A 17,455-nucleotide genomic window follows, 5' to 3' on the forward strand; every position below is an offset into this window, starting at 1 on the left:
GTTTAGATTTATGATTTAAGTGAAATACATCCCTATTATTCAATCTTTATATATATTTGTTATATAAACCTCTAAAATATTATTCTCTAAACTCTACAATAATTTACAATTCATCCTATTCTACATATTGATGAATTTTTCGATTACATCAGCCAATCTCTCCATATCAGTTGGATAAACTTCTCCTATACTACCTATTCTAAACGTGTCTATATCAGTCAATTTTCCTGGATAAATAACAAATCCATTCTCTTTTAAATACGTATAAAATTCCATAAATTCAAATTTTGCATTTTTAGGATATAAAAAAGTTGTTATTACAGGTGATTGAGCACCATCATTTACCAAAGTGTCAAAACCTAAAGATTTTAATCTTGATGCTATTGTAAACTGATTTTCTTTATATCTAGCATATCTTTTTTCAACAGAACCTTCTTCTTCTAACTCCAATAATGCTTGATAAAAAGCTCTTACAACATGTGTAGGTGAAGTAAATCTCCATTTACCATTATTCTTCTCCATAGTATCCCATTGTGCATACACATCAAGAGACAATGACTTAGCTATACCTTTACATTTAGCTAATTCTTCTTTGTTAGCTATTATAAAACCGAATCCAGGTACTCCTTGTATACATTTATTAGAACTACTAACTAGAAAATCTATATTAAAGTCTTCAACATCAATCTCAATTCCTCCAAAACTACTCATAGCATCAACTATATAAATCTTATTATATTCTTTTGCAAGTTTTCCTACTTCTTGTATAGGATTTAATCTACCTGTAGTAGTTTCACAGTGAACCATTGATATATGCGTTATATCTTTATTTTCCTTCAATAAATTTTCTACTACATTTAAATCAACTGCCTCTACATCTTTAAATGTACAATCAATAAATTCTATATTTAAATAATTACATATATCTTTCATTCTCTTTCCGTATGCCCCATTTGCAATTACAAGAAGTTTACCATCTTCTGGAATAGTACTTCCTATTGTAGCCTCTACTGAGAAAGTTCCACTTCCTTGCATTAATACACTTGTGTACTTATCTGTATTTTTTGTTCCTAGAGACACTAATCTTCTTCTAACATCCTGCACTAAGTCATTATATTCAACATCCCAAGTACACCAGTCTTTTAGCATAGATGCTCTTACTGATTTAGTAGTAGATAGTGGTCCTGGTGTAAGCAATATGTAATCATTTTCTGGTACAAAGTCTGACTTAATAGTTTCATTTTCTATTTTCACTAAGACATCTTCTAATTGAGCCATAGTCTCTATTACAAAATGTGCACCTGCTTCTTTAAATTTCTTTGAAACTGCATCCATCTTAGCTTTTAGTTCTTCTTTATCCAGGTTATCCACTTCTTCTTGTGTAAGTCCTAACTCACTTGAACCTTTTATTACAGCAACACTCCACATTCCTGCATTTACGCCTTCTTTTACATCACTGATTGTATCTCCCACTTTTACCATAGAACTCATAGGAGATACCCCTAGAGCTTCAGCATTTTTATAGCACATCCAAGGATATGGTCTTCCTTGAGATACTTCTGATGGAGTTACAAGAAAATCTGGTGAGTATCCTTTTTTTGCTGCATTTGGTTCGACTATGTTCATCATTTCTCTTGTATAACCTGTTGTAGAACCTATTTTTAATCCATTCTTTCTTAATTTCTCAACAGTTTCAACAACATGAGGAATTGGAGTTGTATATTCTTCTAATGTTTCAAATAACATTGGCTCAAATTCAGCATAAAGCTTATTTACGTCTTCTTCAGTTGGTGCTTTGCCAAATTTTTCTGACCAAAGGTTTTTTATTCTATCCATTTCACACATTTCTCTTATATGGTCTATCTTTAATTTTCCCATAGGTTTTCTTGCTTCTTCCATAGTTACATCTATACCTCTTCTTTTAAATATCTCTATAAATACATTAAGAGGTGCAAAACATCCATAATCAACTGTTGTTCCAGCCCAATCAAATACTACTGCCTTTATTTTTTCTCCATATATCTTTTTCATATTTATAGCCTCCATAGATTCTTTTAGAATTTTTGTGTTTTTAATTGTTTTTACTTTTAAAGTATAACTTTTACATGTTAATTATACATCATATTCAGGTTAAATGTATATTAAATTTATGTTTTTAGTTGTTTTTACTTGGTTATACTTGTTTTTACTATTCTATATAAAAACTTCACAAAACTCCAAATTATAAGTTGAAATTTCCTTTTTCATATAAATCTATGAGCTAGTTACATTTTATAATTTTATTGTATTTATTTTGCTTCTATCCATGTTATGTTTATTTCATTTAATTTATCTCTCCATTCATTTGGAGGTTCTGTATCACAAATCACAAAATCCAATTCTTCTAAATCTGCTATCTTATACATACTGACAATTCCAATTTTGGAACTATCACACAATATAAAACTCTCTTTTGAATTTTTTATATATTCTCTTGATAATAATGCTTTATTTTGGTCTATACTGCTAATTCCAAAGCTATCAAGTATACCTTCGCTAGATATAAAGGCTTTATCCACATATAAGTTTCTCATAGTCTCTATTGACATTTGACATGCTGTTCTTTGATGCTTTAAATTTACTTTTCCCCCAATAAATATAACTTCCCCATCAAATAAACCTTGACTTTCATAGGAAATCAACTTTGATAGTACAGGATAAGAACTTGTAATAACCTTTAAATTTTTTACAGATACTATATAATCCACAATTTGTAAATTAGTAGTACCTTCATCTATGACAATTGATTCATTATCATTCACAAATTTAGATGCATATTTAGCAATACTCTGTTTTTTATCCAAATTAGTACTATTTCTCTTTATATGTGCTGGTTCAATCACCCCATAATTTATTTTTATAGCACCACCATAAACCTTTTTCAATTTATTTTCATTTTCTAACTCTTCTAAATACCTTCTTATTGTTTCTGATGATACCTCTAGTTTTTTTACTAACTCTTTTGTATTTACTTTACCTTTTGAATCTAATAATTTAAGTATTTCTTTTTTTCTATCTATTGAATTTAAAGACATCACTTTTCCTCCTAAATATGTATATTTTGCTCCTATAATATTACAATGATACCTACCTTTACAAAATTATTATTCCATGATAAACATTTTCACTCAATTAAAGTTCAATTTAAAATAATGTATATTATAATAAAAAAAGTCCATCAAATATTAATATCAGATGGACTTTATAAAACTTTATTTTATAAATTAATATTTAAAACTTAATTATTAATTTATTTTCTTGTTTCCAAGAATTTTACTAAATTATTTACAGTAGACATATCTTTTCTCTCTAAATCAGTTGGCTGAAGTTCTATTCCTAGTCTATTTTCAATTTCAAGTAAAACTTCAATTATAGCTAATGAGTCTAAAAGCTCTGTCTCAAATAAGTTAAGGTCTAAATCTTCTCTTATCTCATCAGTCCCTAATACATCTTCAAATATTTCTATAACTGTTTCTTGCATAAATCTGCCTCCTTAAAATTAAGCTAAATAACCTGAGAATATCAGTAATCCAAAACATACAATGTGGAATGTAATGAAAATTTGAACTCTCTCGAACCATTTCTCTTTTTTATGTTTTTTATAAAACTTAGATTTTCTCTGATATATATCAGTCAAAACAAGTGCCAGCCCTTGATATACTCCATAAGCAACATAATACCATGTTAATCCATGCCAAAATCCCATCGTTATCATGGTTATCATCTGAGCTACATGAGCAGCAGTAGTTCTTTTCTTAAATCTTTTCTTTCTCATTGATGACATAACAAATCTTGAAAAAATATAATCTCCAAACCATCTTGAAAGACTTATATGCCATCTTGTCCAGAATTCCTTCATATCTTTACTCATAAATGGCTTATCAAAGTTTATTGGTACTTGTATTCCAAATATGTATCCTGCACCTATAGCAAACAAACTATACCCTGCAAAATCAAAGAATAGGTATAAACTGTATGCATACATGTAACTTAAAATATTTATAAAACTCATATCTTTAGGTATTCTGGATACCCAATATGTATTTATCAAAAATGCTATAACAAACTTATAACCTACACCCATAACAATATTTTTTATTCCAGGCAGTAAGTATTCTTCTAGATACTCTTTTCTAGATATTTGTTTTTCCAAATCTTGCTCAAAACGTCTTGACCTATCAATAGGGCCAGAACTTAATGTTGGAAAAAATAGCATAAAATAAAGCATCTTTGAAATTTTAACTTCTTTTATAGCTCCATCATAAATTTCAATAACCATTTGTATAGTTCTGAAATTTAAGTATGATATTCCAATAAATCCAATTATCCCAAAAGAAGTAACTGGAGATATTTTATTTATTATTATTGGGAGCATTGATGCAAACAAGAATCCCCAATATATGTATTTATTTTTAGTTTTTCTTCTTACATATTCATATCCTTTAACTATTATAACTTCAAGAATAATAAATATTACTAGGTATTTTAGTTGGACATCCATCCCTACAATTAAGAATATCATAAATAAACTTGCCAACATACCATAATACTTTATATTCTTACCCATTAGACCTAAAATCACTGCTGGTATTGATGTTAATAATAATATATAAAGATAAAAATAATCTCCATACTGTGAAAAAATCATTAAATTTCCTCCATAAGTTTCTTTCTGTCTATTTTACCATTGATATTTGTTGGAAACTTAGAGATTATTGAAATATTTCTTGGAATCATATATGAAGGTATATATTTTCCCAATTCCTTTTTTATTATCATCCCATTTTTAATGTTACTTAAATCATTCTTTTCATTTAACTCAACAATACCTTTTAAGTAAGCAATTTTCTCATCCTTATATATTGGTACAACTACTGCATTTTTTACATTATGTACTTTTCTTAAGTTATTCTCTATATCTTCTATTTCAATTCTAAATCCATTTAATTTTATTTGAAAATCTTTTCTCCCACAATAGTATATATTTCCATCTAGAAGATATCCCATATCTCCAGTTTTATAAGCTCTCCATTTTACACCATCTATTTCATCATAGAAGAATACTTCGTCAGTTTTTTCTTTATTATTAAAGTAACCTTTAGAAACTGATGGTCCAATTATTATAATCTCACCTTTTTCATTTTCTTCAAGCTCATTTCCATCTTCACCAAGTATTTTTATTTTACAGTTTGACATAGGATATCCAACTGGAAGACTTTTTTCATCATCTATGGCTTCTTTAGTCATATCATTTACACTTACACCAACAGTAGCTTCAGTTGGTCCATATCCATTGATGACTCTTGTATTTGGGAACCTACTCATAAGTTCCTTAGTAAGATTTTTTGAAAGTGCTTCTCCTATGAATATCATTGACTCAAGTTTAGGAAGCATTTTACTATTAAATTCTTTTTCTGTTACACATACACCTGCAAAAGAAGGAGTTGACACCCATATAGCTATATCTGACATGCTAAACTGTCTAAATAGCTCTTTATAATCTGCTAATACATCTTTTGATATTGAAAATAATGTCGCTCCATGAATAAGACCAGGATATATAGTTGTAACTGAAAGGTCAAAAGAATACGCCGCTTGATTCATTATTACTTTTTCACTTCCATCTATATTTAGATATGGACTTATCCAATCCGAAAAGCTATCTAAATTGTTTGAACTTATTTGAACCCCTTTTGGCTTTCCTGTACTTCCTGAAGTAAATAGTATATATGCATTTTCATCATCTTTTACCCAGTTTTCTTTATGTAATGATTTTCCTTGATATTCATTTATTATGTCATTTAGCTTGTTCATATCAATTACATTGATATCTCCAAAATCTTTTTCATCACTAAAATTAAATAATACCTTTGGTTTTATCTCTTTAGTAACTTCAAAAACTCTATCTATTGGAAAACTAATGTCAAGAGGTACATATGCTCTACCTGATTTTAAAGCTCCTATCATACACGCCATTATCATATTTTCTTTATTTCCATAAATCACTATTGGAGTATCTTCTTCTTTGTATACATCTTTTAGAAAAACTGATATAGCATCTGAATATTGATTTAAATCTTTATAAGAAAGTTTATTTCCATTACACATTAGTGCTATTCTATCTGTATTTGAATATTTTTTTATTCCTTCAATAATTTTCATATAAAAATGCTCCTTTAAAATCCGTTATAAATAAATGGCAATTCTTTAAATGGAGTAAATGTTAGTACTCCTATCGCCAATATTATAACCATAGTTAAACAAATACTAGTTACCAATTCTTTATTGCTCTTTAAATATTTTAAATAATCTCTCACAGACATCTACCCATCCTTTCGTACCAAGATGCATTACATCTCTTAAATAATATTTATCTGACCCTTTATCTTTAAGATTTAGAACTTCAAAACCCTTACTTTCTGCTATTTTTTGTGCTTTATCATAGTATTGGTCTCTTTCTTTTTCAGATATACCAGTCAAATCATAGAATTTACCCATACTTGGGATTAGTACAACAACTGGCTTAATATCTAAGTCAGTACAGACATTTAGCATAAGTTTATAACTGTCAAACTCTTTAGAAGTTAACAAATCTACGTCTTTGTCTCTTCCTTTAAATTGTTCTATACCATCCTTAAAATGCATTTGATAATAATATTTATCAATATTTAGTGGATTTTTACCAACTCTTTTTTTAGCATCTTCAATAGCTTTCTTTCTCTCATGTGACCAATTTATTGGCCCTTTTCTTTTTCCTTTTCTTCTTTCATCTAGCCTAATTAATTTTTTATAAAGTATCCCTTTTTCTTTAAGAGCTATACAATACTTTCTTCCTTGAAAATAAGGCTCTAAAATCACCTTCTCAGCTTTTTCTGACAAGGTCTTAGGTTCATATAGCTTTGCATATAGTGCCTCTGCTTTATACTCGTCACTTCCCCACAATAGTTTGCTTGATTTTTTTGCATATTCAATCTTATTTTCTCTAGATATCTTTGGATTATCTAAAAATCTATAAAATTGTATTGGTGAAAATCTAGATTGATAATGATGGCTTGTTACCCCATCTTTCTCCATAAACCATTGCATAGAAACTAACAAGACAACTTTCTTATTATCAATATTAGGATTCATACTTCCTAATATTGCAGCATCTTGTAATGTCTGAGTATAGGCTCTCCCAATTGCAAACACCTTGTTTTTACTCCTATCCGTATTAAAATAGTACTTTGGATGTTGTTTTGTTGAATTACCAAGTTCTGATGACCCCAAAATCATAATATCCTTTTCTCTTAAAAAATGATTATTTGCTGTAACACCTTTGTCCTTTATATCACTTAAAGTATCATCCATAATTGGAAGTAGATTTTTCTCCCTCAAAAGTTCATCAGTTTTAGAATCAAGAAATTTGTCTAGCCCAAATAAAAATACTACGCCTATTATAAACGGAGTAATAAAGTATATCAATTTTCTCATATTTTCTCTCCTCTAAAAATATTCAAATTTATGTTATTATTAATCATATTAGTTTTGATGTATATATTCAACTACAAAATTGTAATAAAATCGCCAAAACTTTTTTTGATACTGTTACAAAATTGTAAAAAAAACAAAAAAAAAGTACTAAGAGAGAGTTTCCTCTTAGTACTTTTTTATACTTATAATTTGACATTTTAATACTTAACTATGTATACATTTTAACTTAATCTAAAATTAAATTTACTCAAAAGTATACCTTAATCCCCATTGTTTTCTTATCTCATCCATTAAGTTCATAACATCTATAGACAATTCTATAGTATCAGCTTTTATTTTATTCAAGATACAATTATTAATATATTCAATTTCATATTTTAAAGCTTTTTCTGTATATCCACATTCTATATTTTCAACTCTTCCATCATCTGTATAAGTTATTGTTGCTTTCGATGCTCTTGGGAAATTTTCTACAGTTATAAATCCTAATTCACCTGCAACAACACCTTTTTTAGGCATCTTCGCCCTCATAGTTAATGATATTACAGCCATCTCATCATTAGAATTTTTTAAAATTATTCCAGATTGTTCATCTACACCCGTTTCAAAGTTTTTAACAGTTGTTAAAATCTCATTTGGTTGAGTTGACATAAAGTATCTAGTAAATGAAAGTGCATATGTACCAATATCAAGTAATGCCCCTCCAGCTAAATCTTGACTAAAAAATCGATTATTAACATCGTACTCTTTACAACTTCCAAAAGATACTTGTATCATTTTAATTTTTCCCAAACTTCCAGACTCTACTATGTTTTTTAATTTTTTATATAAAGGCATGTAATAAATAGTCATTGCCTCTGCCACTATCAAATTTTTTTCGTTAGCTAAGGTTACAATCTCTCTTAGTTGACTTCCATTTACCGTTATAGCTTTTTCACAAAAAACATGTTTTCCATTTTCTAAGCTTTTCATTATATATTCATAATGGTTACAATGTGGAGTAGATATATACACTACATCTATATCCTCATTCTTTAACATTTTATCATAATCATCATACACTTTTTCTATCCCAAACTTGTTTGCAAAATTCTCAGCTCTTTCGATACTTCTTGAAGCAACTGCATACATACTACAATTTAACTCATTCATAGCTTGTGCAAACTCTAAAGCAATAGTCCCAGGTCCTAATATAGCCCACTTTATATTATACATATACATCTCCTCACACTTTTTTATATATTATCAATACTTTACAATATAAATTACATACTATCAGCTGGATAAACAATATTACATTGTCTTCTTATCTCATCCATAAGTTCCATTACAATTATTGAGTTTTCATAAGAGTTTATTTTAGACTCTATTTTATTGTTATTTATAAGACTTATAAACTCAACAAGTTCATAGTACATACCTTCTATTTCTCTAGGTTTTTCCTCTTCTTTTTCTTTTAAAATAGATATATCTTCTTCTCTTCCATCTCTATACTTTATAATAGCTTTTTCAAATAGATTCAGTTTTTCAATTATTATACTTCCCTCTTCTCCTTGTATCTCAGATGGTATATAAGAATCAGCTATTTTTGAATACTGAATTATTGCATCCATATCATCGTATTTAAATATAGCTGAGCCTTCTCCATCAACTCCAGTTTGAAGTATATGAGAAGTTGCCTTTACTGATTTTGGAGCTCCAAATAGATTTACCATTGGATGTATACAATACACTCCTATGTCCATCAATGCACCATTCGATAACTCTTTTTTAAAAGCATTTTCTATAATTCCATTCTTATACTTATCATATCTTGAAGAATATTGACAATAACTTCCAAAGTATCTTCTTATCTTTCCTATTTTATATAAGTTTTCTTTAACTGCCTTAAAGTTTGGAACACATGTAATTCTCATCGCTTCCATAAGAAGTACATTATTGTCTCTAGCTGTTTCTATCATCAGTTTTACTTCTTTTAAATTAGATGCTAATGATTTCTCACAAAGTACATGTTTTTTGTATTTTAGACAAGTAAGAGCTTGTTTTGAATGTATAGCATTTGGAGAAGCTATATATATAGCATCTATATCACTTGATTTAGCCATTTTTTCTAAATCATCCAAAAAAATACTTACTCCATATGGCTCTCCAAATTCCTTAGCTCTTTCTAAATCCCTTGAATATACAGCAACCAATTCAAATTCTTTAATCCTAAAAGCAGCTCTTAGAAATGTTTTTGCTATATTACTTGTCCCAATAATGCCAAATCTTACTTTACTCATTATAAATCACTCCCTATTTTCTATATTTTATTTTGATTTAAATAGAAAACTTTATAACCTATTATAATATTCTCAAATAAATTCATCAAATAAAAAAGAAAGCTAATTTTAAATGATTTCATCATTTTAACATAGCTTTCTTTCTACTACAATCTAAGTTTAACCTATACTTTTAAAGTTACCTTTCCACTATATCTCTATTTCCTCTCAATAGTTTTATAGTAAAAATTTCATCTACAAACAGTGCTACCAATAGTACAGTTGCAAGAATTGGCCAATAAGGCATTATAAGTCGATACAAATTGTCAATTATATATACTTGAAAATATCTTACCCCAATAAAAGTCAGTATAGTCCAGTACATAGAAAACTTTAAACATACTATTCCTCTACTATTGTACTTGTAATCAGAATAATCCCAATATACCTTATTAAAATATATTTTCATAAGTATACCTGTAATGTATTCTACTGTTGTTGGTACCACTAAACATAATAAAAGCAATGCAAATATATTATTTGGGTCAATAAATCTTGAGACTTCTATTATAATCGACATTGCAATTGCATACATTGGTTTAAATGGGCCATTTAAAAATCCATCCTCTTGAAAATGTCCTTGTGTATAATAACTGTATAAGTTTTCAATTATCCAACCTATAAAACCATACAAGAAAAAATTAAATAAAAAATATAATAGAGAACCTGCATTATCCATGAATATTCCTCCTAGTTGTTTATAATTATTTTTTCTCATATTCATGGATTTATTCTAAATCGAAGAAATTATATTTAATTTATTTAATCTAATATTTTATATTATAGATTATTACATGTTTTAGAATTCAAACTTTTTAGGTATTCTCTAACCTCTAATAAGTTTTCAAGTATCTTATGTGATTGTGCTTTAATCTGTTCGTCTGGTTCTTTTAAATCTGGTACATTTATACATCTTATACCACCATTATATGCAGCTTCCACACCCATAGGGGAATCCTCTATAACAATACAATTTTGTGGTTCTATATTTATTTTTTTTGCTGCTTTTAAGAATATTTCTGGATTTGGCTTAGAGTTTACAACATCATCCCCACATACTATAGCATCAAAGTACTCTTTTAAATTTGCTTTGGCTAACCTCTTTACTGCTCTTTCTCTTTTTGTAGATGTTGCAACAGCCATTTTATATCCACTTTCCTTTAAGAATGAGATTAATTCATTAACTCCTAATTTAATAGGTGCTCCTTCTCTATCCATAAATTCAATCATGTTTTTAGTTTTTTCATCGTACAAATCTATTATTGGAACAGAACTATCGTATATATTTGTAAGACCTTCTATTATACCCTTACGATTTCTTCCCATAACTGATGTGTATATTTCTTTAGTCATAGTATATCCATACTTTTCAAATGTCTCTATCCAAAATTCAAGAGATATTCTCTCTGAATCAAACAAAACTCCATCCATATCAAAAATAATTCCTTCTACTTTTTGCATACAATTCCTCCAATATTTTTTGATATAATTATATTACACTTTTTATGATTAATTTTACAACCCTCAATTTATCCAATTCTAATATTGTAAAATTATAGTTTTCAAAAGTCACACTTTGATTTACTTTAATATTTGAACCTAGCATATAGGATATCCATCCACCTATACTGTCAAACCCATCATGTTCTATATCAAACCCAAAATACTTGTTAATATAGTTAATCGACTCAGTTCCATCAACCAAATAAGAACCTGCTCCTATTTTCTTAATATGAGTCTCTTCTTTATCAAATTCATCTTGAATTTCTCCAACTATCTCTTCTAGTATATCCTCTATTGTAACCACTCCAGATGTACCACCATATTCATCAACTACTATAGCAAGTTGAAGCTTCTCTTTTCTTATTCTCTCAAGAGCCTTATCTATAGTTAAGTTTTCAGATATGTATATAATATCTCTCAATATTTGTTTCAGTTCAATTTTATTTTCATTTATCTTTTGATTATATAAATCTCTTATATGTACAAAACCTAATATATCATCTTTATTTTTTCTACATACTGGATATCTTGTGACACCTTCTTCTTTTAAAGTAGATAATATCTTTTCTTCTGAATCACTTTCATATACACATACCATATCAGTTCTAGGCACCATTATCTCTCTAATTTTCTTTTCCTCAAATTCAAAAATATTATCAACAAATCTTTGTTCTGATTCATCTATAAGACCACTTCTATAACTTTCTTCCACTAATAACCTTATTTCATCACCTGTATGTGGCTCATCAACCTCATCAGCTTGTGAATATCCAAATGGTTTAAGAAATAAATCAGTACTTAGGTTAAAAAAATATATCACTGGATATGTTAACTTATAAAATCCTATTAATAAAAAAGATGTACTTAACATTATTTTTTCCGTATTATAAAGTGCTAAAGCTTTAGGAACCAATTCTCCTATTACAACTTCTACCATTGTTATAATTAAAAATGAAATAGAAATTGATATGGTATATATAATACTTTCACTAAGATTAAAGATACTTATTATTGGTAAAATTAACTCTTTAACTGTAGATTCTCCCATCCAACCTAATGCAAGTGAACAGAGTGTTATTCCAAGTTGACATGCTGAAAGATAGGAGTTTAAATTGTCTTTTATTGTTTTACATCTTATTGCATTATTATTGCCTTCAGCTATCATAGTATCTATCCTGGAACTACGAAGCTTTACCATAGCAAATTCACAAGCTACAAAAAAAGCATTTATCAAAACAAGTATTGCTATAAGTGTTACATTTAATAAATCCCGCATAAAGTATTGGTTCTTATAATATAAGAAATCTATAAGAACTCAAAGTTCCCCCCTTATATTTCTAAAATTTAATTTATAATATATATTCTATCATATTTATTAATATATCTTACTTTATTACAAATAATTTTTATATACCAAATAACCCCTTTTAATATTTATGGTAGACTATCTAATAAACATTAAAAGGGGTTATTTAAATTATATATCAGCAAATAAATTCTAGGAGAACCTATTATAAATCCATCGGCTAAAGTAACACCTCCTATTATGCATGAAGGTGTAGTTGGTATTGAACTAAATATAGATACTATTATAGATGTCAATGCATTTCCCATCGTAGCAGACTCTAATTCTTTATCTGTAACCTCTCTATTCATAGCTCTAATAGTAACAATCGTTGTAGCTCCCATCATATCAGCTAACTTGAACGATATTTATTTTGACCACAATATTATCTATGTATAGTTTTTAGTGGTACTCAATCTTATTCTTTGTACTCTCCAAGTTTGTACCTTTTATTGATTTCGTGTTCTGCCCTTATAAACTCTAAATTTCCCTCACCCATCAGTTCAGACATTTTTTTCTTTCTAGCATAGAGCCAATTTTCATCAATATTTTTATAATACTTATAATCAGTCCAATATACTATTGATGTTATTTCTCCTAGATTACTTTCACTAATCCATATCTCAGAACCAGCAAATCCCTCTAATAATTCTAAACCCTTAACCCAAATTTCATAATCTAATTGTAAGTATTTTTCTATTAAGTTGATATTTACCCTGAAAGTTAGTTCTTCAACAAACAAAGGCTTTTCAAATACTTTTAATTTCATATTATATACTTCCTTCTTTAATATTTGACTATTTTTTCTATACAACTATTTTCAACTTAATTTACCTATATATAACCACTTCTTATTCTTACATTTATTTATTACAACATCATTTTCTCACAGGTGGCATGTGTATTGATTTATCTAATATTCCCATAGATGCTTCTAAAAAAGCTTCTGATAAAGTTGGATGTCCATGCATAATACTTGCAACTTCTTCAACTGTCAACATAGCTTTCATTGCAACCACAGCCTCATGTATTAAATCGCTAGCATTAGGTCCTATAATATGAACGCCATATATTGTAGTTTTATCCTTTGAAGCAATTATCTTAACCATGCCTTCTGAATCATTCATTGTAAGCGCCTTCCCATTTCCAGAAAACTGAAATTTACTGACAACATAATCTAAATTTTTATCCTTAACTTCTTCTTCAGATAATCCAACTGTAGACACCTCTGGAAAAGTAAAAATTGAATTTGGCACTAAATTATAATCTACACTCGTTTTCTCTCCTACCATTCGTTCAACAGCAACTTTCCCCTCTTCAGATGCAACATGTGCAAGCATCACTCCTCCAATCACATCTCCAATTGCATATATCTCTGGTACAGAAGTGCAATAATTTTCATCAACTTTTATTCCTTTTTTATCATATCTTATGCCTATACCTTCTAGGTTTAACCCCTCTACATCAAGTTCCCTTCCTGTTGATATAAGTATATTGTCACAGGCTATTTTTGTTTTTTCTCCATTCTTACTTATCTCTGCAACTAATCCTTCACCATTCTTATATATTTCTTCTACTTTTGATGAAATTATTATTTTAATTCCTCTTTTATTCAGTAATTTACTTAATCTAGAGGATACCTCTTTATCAACCATAGGAATTATAGTATCCAAAAACTCAACAATAGTCACATCTGAACCAAATTCGTTTAAGATTCCTGCAAACTCAATTCCTATAACTCCACCTCCAATGATTACAATTTTCTTAGGCAAATTATTCATTTCTAGGGCTTCTTTACTTGTTATTACACCTTCTAAATTAGCTCCTTTTATTGGTGGCTTAGAAGATTTTGAACCAGATGCAATTAAAATATTTCTACCTTTAATTATTTTCTTAGACCCATCCTCCAATTTGACTTCTACAGAATCTCTACTTATTAGTTTTGCTTCACCTTTTTCTATTACTACTTTATTAGCCTTTAAAAGTCCTTTTACGCCACTGGTTAAAGTTTTTACCACCTTTTTCTTTCTTGATTGTACTTTTTCTAAGTCTAGTTCATATTTTTCAACTTTTATACCATATTCTTCAGCATGCTTAAAATAATTTAAAACTTGTGCATACTTAAATAATGTCTTTGTGGGGATACAACCTGTATTTAAGCAAGTACCTCCAAGTTCATTTTTTTCTATAATTACAACATTTAATCCAAGTTGAGTTCCTCTAATTGCCGCAACATATCCTCCTGGTCCACCGCCAATTACAATTAAATCAGTGTTCATCTTCACTATTCCTCCTTTTAAATCATAAATATTAATTCACTATGTCCAAAATTTTGTTATCAATATTTATATCCTGTTAAATCTATTTGATTTTTAATATCATAATGAAGTTTTTGACGTGTAAAAATAAAATTATTTCTATGAATTCCTATTGTCAATAATTCTGAATGTGGATGCTCTAAATGGCTATAAGCTATTGTACAACCTGGAGTCATTCTTCCACCTACAAATACCATCGAATAATTTATGAAATATTCATCCAATAACTTATTTTCTATCAAATGTGTGCAATATGAAGGAGATTCTACACACACTTTTTCTATACCTAAATTTTTAAGTACATAAAGCAATACCTCAGAATCTGGCGTACTATCTTTTCCAGTTATAATCACAGGAAAAACATCAAAATCTTTATATAATTCTTCAAATGTACAATCATCAACATCCTCAATTGAACTAAAACTTCCTATACACACATGTTTTAGAGGAGAGTTTTCTTTTATATACTCCCAGCCGTTTGGAGATGTAGCTATAACCATTTTGTATTCTTGGCTTTTATCAACATTAAATGTATAGTGATTAAATGGAATATCTGTAGCATCAAAAGAAACTACTACCCCACATGGTTGATATTTTTTATTTAAACAATCTTTTCTTTGTTGTGTCAGAGTTTCGTCAAATACATGACATGTTATTCCTGGTTCATTTTGTAAAGTTCTAGCTCCAATAATCACAGCATCTGAGCATGCTCTTAATACATTTAAAACCCAAAAATCTGCTAGAGCACCATCTGGGTCTATAAAATTATTTTTCCCAATCAAGGGGCCTGCCTTATTATCTTCATATGCCATCTTTCCATCAGAAGATAAAACCATAGAAGAAAATGTATATGGTCTTTTTTCACTTGCCTGAGGAAAAAATAATTCCGTATAATACTCTATAACATCTGGTATACATACATCTTCTTTAGAATTTGATTTTATTGTACTTAATATCTTTTCATTTCTATTTAATACATCTATTTTTAAATTACCTCTTGGTATACTGAAAAATTCAAGATTATTCATACTCTTACCATCCTCTCTTAATTGTTTTACAATCCATAAATTCTTTTTCCCCACTGTACATTACCTAGACCAATATCAGCTATTAATTTACTTGCTATTTGTTGAGTTTTATATAGTACCTTTTCTTCATCTATAGTAGTTATCTGATTATTCTCCATAACCACTTTTCCATCTATAATAGAAGTTTCTATATTATTTGGAGTAGAGGAATATATTAGTGAACTAATCGGGTCATGAATTGGTATAGAAATTGAACTTTTATATGGGTTATAAATTACAATATCGGCATTTTTTCCTACCTCTATTGAACCTAGTGAATCTAATTTATTTATAGATTTTGCTCCCCCTAAGGTTGCCATTTCAAGTACACTTGATGAAGGTAAGAGTTTTGCATCTCTATGAGTAACCTTTTGTAATAATGTAGTCATCTTCATTACTTCTAGCATATTTTGAGTATCATTACTAGCCGAACCATCGCATGCCAGACTTATAGTTAATCCCTCTTCTATAAACCTTGGAATTGGTGCAACTCCTGCTGCTAGAACCATATTAGATACAGGATTGTGAGATATCTTGACATCATATTTTTTAAATAACTCTATGTCTTCATCTGACATATGTATACAATGAACTGCAATAAAATCAGGGCCTAAAATCCCCATTTTTTCAAGATATGGTACAGTTTTCATACCTCTATCGTCTAAACAATATTTATCATCATCTTCAGTTTCAAGTAAATGCATTGTTATTGGTATATTAAGCTCATCAGCTATCTTTCTTATCTCTTTATAGCCATCTTCAGTGTTGTCCCATATAATTCCAGGTGCCAATGCCATACCAATTCTTGAATGGTTTTTATATTTTTTATTTAATCTTCTGACATCATCAAAGAATTTTTGCTCTGTATCATGATAAGTGCAACCAAATTCCTCAGGAAATTTACTTGTATCTGTAAATCCTCTTCCCAGTATTCCTCTTATTCCTAAGTCTTCAAATGCTCGTATTATGCTATCATCAAGACCTTCTTTTCCATGACAATACATATAATCAAGTATAGTAGTTGTACCTGTCTTAATTGCTTCTATACACCCTGTTAATGCTGCATAATAGCAACATTCATCATCTATCTTATGGATAGCTCTTCTAACAGAACTATCAAGCCAGTCTAGTAATAATTTATCTCTTCCTAATCCCTTTAATAAAGTCTGAAATAGATGAGAATGAGTACTTATGAATCCAGGAAAAACTACTTTACCTTTAGCATCTATAGTTTTTTCTGAAATATATTTTTCTAACAAATTAGCTTTTCCTATATCAATTATCTTGCTCTTTTCAATTATTATACAAGCATCTTTTAATATTTCCCTCTCCGTATTCATTGAAATTAGATAAGCGTTTTTAATTATCAAATCTACTTTTCTCATGCAG

At 28.7% G+C, this 17,455-nt stretch carries 16 protein-coding genes; all 16 read right to left on the minus strand.

The window, feature by feature from the left end:
* Window positions 1–120: 120 nt before the first annotated feature.
* The 16 genes from phnW to Q3223_RS00815 all read right to left on the minus strand — a co-directional run bounded on the left by phnW (window position 121) and on the right by Q3223_RS00815 (window position 17,451).
* A complete protein-coding gene (phnW, locus tag Q3223_RS00740) occupies window positions 121–2,031 on the minus strand; it encodes a 2-aminoethylphosphonate--pyruvate transaminase (RefSeq protein ID WP_407811454.1) in 1,911 nt (636 codons plus the stop codon).
* Between the two features lie 257 nt (window positions 2,032–2,288).
* Complete coding sequence (locus Q3223_RS00745) at window positions 2,289–3,074, minus strand: DeoR/GlpR family DNA-binding transcription regulator (protein ID WP_407811455.1); 786 nt, start codon at window positions 3,072–3,074, stop codon at window positions 2,289–2,291.
* A gap of 215 nt (window positions 3,075–3,289) precedes the next feature.
* Entirely contained in the window at window positions 3,290–3,520 is a 231-nt protein-coding gene (gene dltC / locus Q3223_RS00750; RefSeq protein WP_003422749.1) for a D-alanine--poly(phosphoribitol) ligase subunit DltC, read from the minus strand.
* Between the two features lie 18 nt (window positions 3,521–3,538).
* Complete coding sequence (dltB, locus tag Q3223_RS00755; protein WP_054271432.1) at window positions 3,539–4,687, minus strand: D-alanyl-lipoteichoic acid biosynthesis protein DltB; 1,149 nt, start codon at window positions 4,685–4,687, stop codon at window positions 3,539–3,541.
* A complete protein-coding gene (locus Q3223_RS00760; RefSeq protein WP_407811456.1) occupies window positions 4,687–6,201 on the minus strand; it encodes a D-alanine--poly(phosphoribitol) ligase in 1,515 nt (504 codons plus the stop codon). The genes dltB and Q3223_RS00760 overlap by 1 nt, the downstream gene beginning before the upstream one ends.
* Before the next feature lie 120 nt (window positions 6,202–6,321).
* A complete protein-coding gene (gene dltD / locus Q3223_RS00765; RefSeq protein ID WP_054271434.1) occupies window positions 6,322–7,512 on the minus strand; it encodes a D-alanyl-lipoteichoic acid biosynthesis protein DltD in 1,191 nt (396 codons plus the stop codon).
* A 243-nt stretch (window positions 7,513–7,755) separates the two neighbouring features.
* Window positions 7,756–8,727: a Gfo/Idh/MocA family oxidoreductase gene (locus tag Q3223_RS00770; RefSeq protein ID WP_284182317.1), complete on the minus strand. Its 972-nt coding sequence runs from the start codon at window positions 8,725–8,727 to the stop codon at window positions 7,756–7,758.
* 50 nt (window positions 8,728–8,777) lie between these two features.
* Complete coding sequence (locus Q3223_RS00775) at window positions 8,778–9,794, minus strand: Gfo/Idh/MocA family protein (protein ID WP_407811457.1); 1,017 nt, start codon at window positions 9,792–9,794, stop codon at window positions 8,778–8,780.
* 178 nt (window positions 9,795–9,972) lie between these two features.
* Complete coding sequence (locus Q3223_RS00780; protein ID WP_054271437.1) at window positions 9,973–10,512, minus strand: putative ABC transporter permease; 540 nt, start codon at window positions 10,510–10,512, stop codon at window positions 9,973–9,975.
* Window positions 10,513–10,613: 101 nt separating this feature from the next.
* Entirely contained in the window at window positions 10,614–11,294 is a 681-nt protein-coding gene (locus Q3223_RS00785; RefSeq protein ID WP_054271438.1) for an HAD family phosphatase, read from the minus strand.
* Window positions 11,295–11,322: 28 nt separating this feature from the next.
* Entirely contained in the window at window positions 11,323–12,612 is a 1,290-nt protein-coding gene (locus Q3223_RS00790; RefSeq protein ID WP_407811458.1) for a hemolysin family protein, read from the minus strand.
* Between the two features lie 182 nt (window positions 12,613–12,794).
* Entirely contained in the window at window positions 12,795–13,028 is a 234-nt protein-coding gene (locus Q3223_RS00795) for a hypothetical protein (protein ID WP_407811459.1), read from the minus strand.
* A gap of 71 nt (window positions 13,029–13,099) precedes the next feature.
* Window positions 13,100–13,450: a TIGR03792 family protein gene (locus Q3223_RS00800; protein WP_407811460.1), complete on the minus strand. Its 351-nt coding sequence runs from the start codon at window positions 13,448–13,450 to the stop codon at window positions 13,100–13,102.
* A 109-nt stretch (window positions 13,451–13,559) separates the two neighbouring features.
* Window positions 13,560–14,960, minus strand: coding sequence for a dihydrolipoyl dehydrogenase (lpdA, locus tag Q3223_RS00805; protein WP_407811461.1), 1,401 nt, complete (start codon window positions 14,958–14,960; stop codon window positions 13,560–13,562).
* A 59-nt stretch (window positions 14,961–15,019) separates the two neighbouring features.
* Entirely contained in the window at window positions 15,020–16,027 is a 1,008-nt protein-coding gene (locus tag Q3223_RS00810; protein ID WP_167640396.1) for a dihydrofolate reductase family protein, read from the minus strand.
* Window positions 16,028–16,053: 26 nt separating this feature from the next.
* The gene (locus tag Q3223_RS00815; protein WP_054277441.1) at window positions 16,054–17,451 is read right to left on the minus strand and encodes an amidohydrolase family protein; all 1,398 of its coding nucleotides are present in this window, start codon (window positions 17,449–17,451) and stop codon (window positions 16,054–16,056) included.
* Window positions 17,452–17,455: the final 4 nt, after the last annotated feature.

The sequence above is a fragment of the Clostridioides sp. GD02367 genome (genome assembly GCF_045900275.1).
Taxonomy (GTDB): Bacteria; Bacillota; Clostridia; order Peptostreptococcales; family Peptostreptococcaceae; genus Clostridioides; species Clostridioides difficile_A.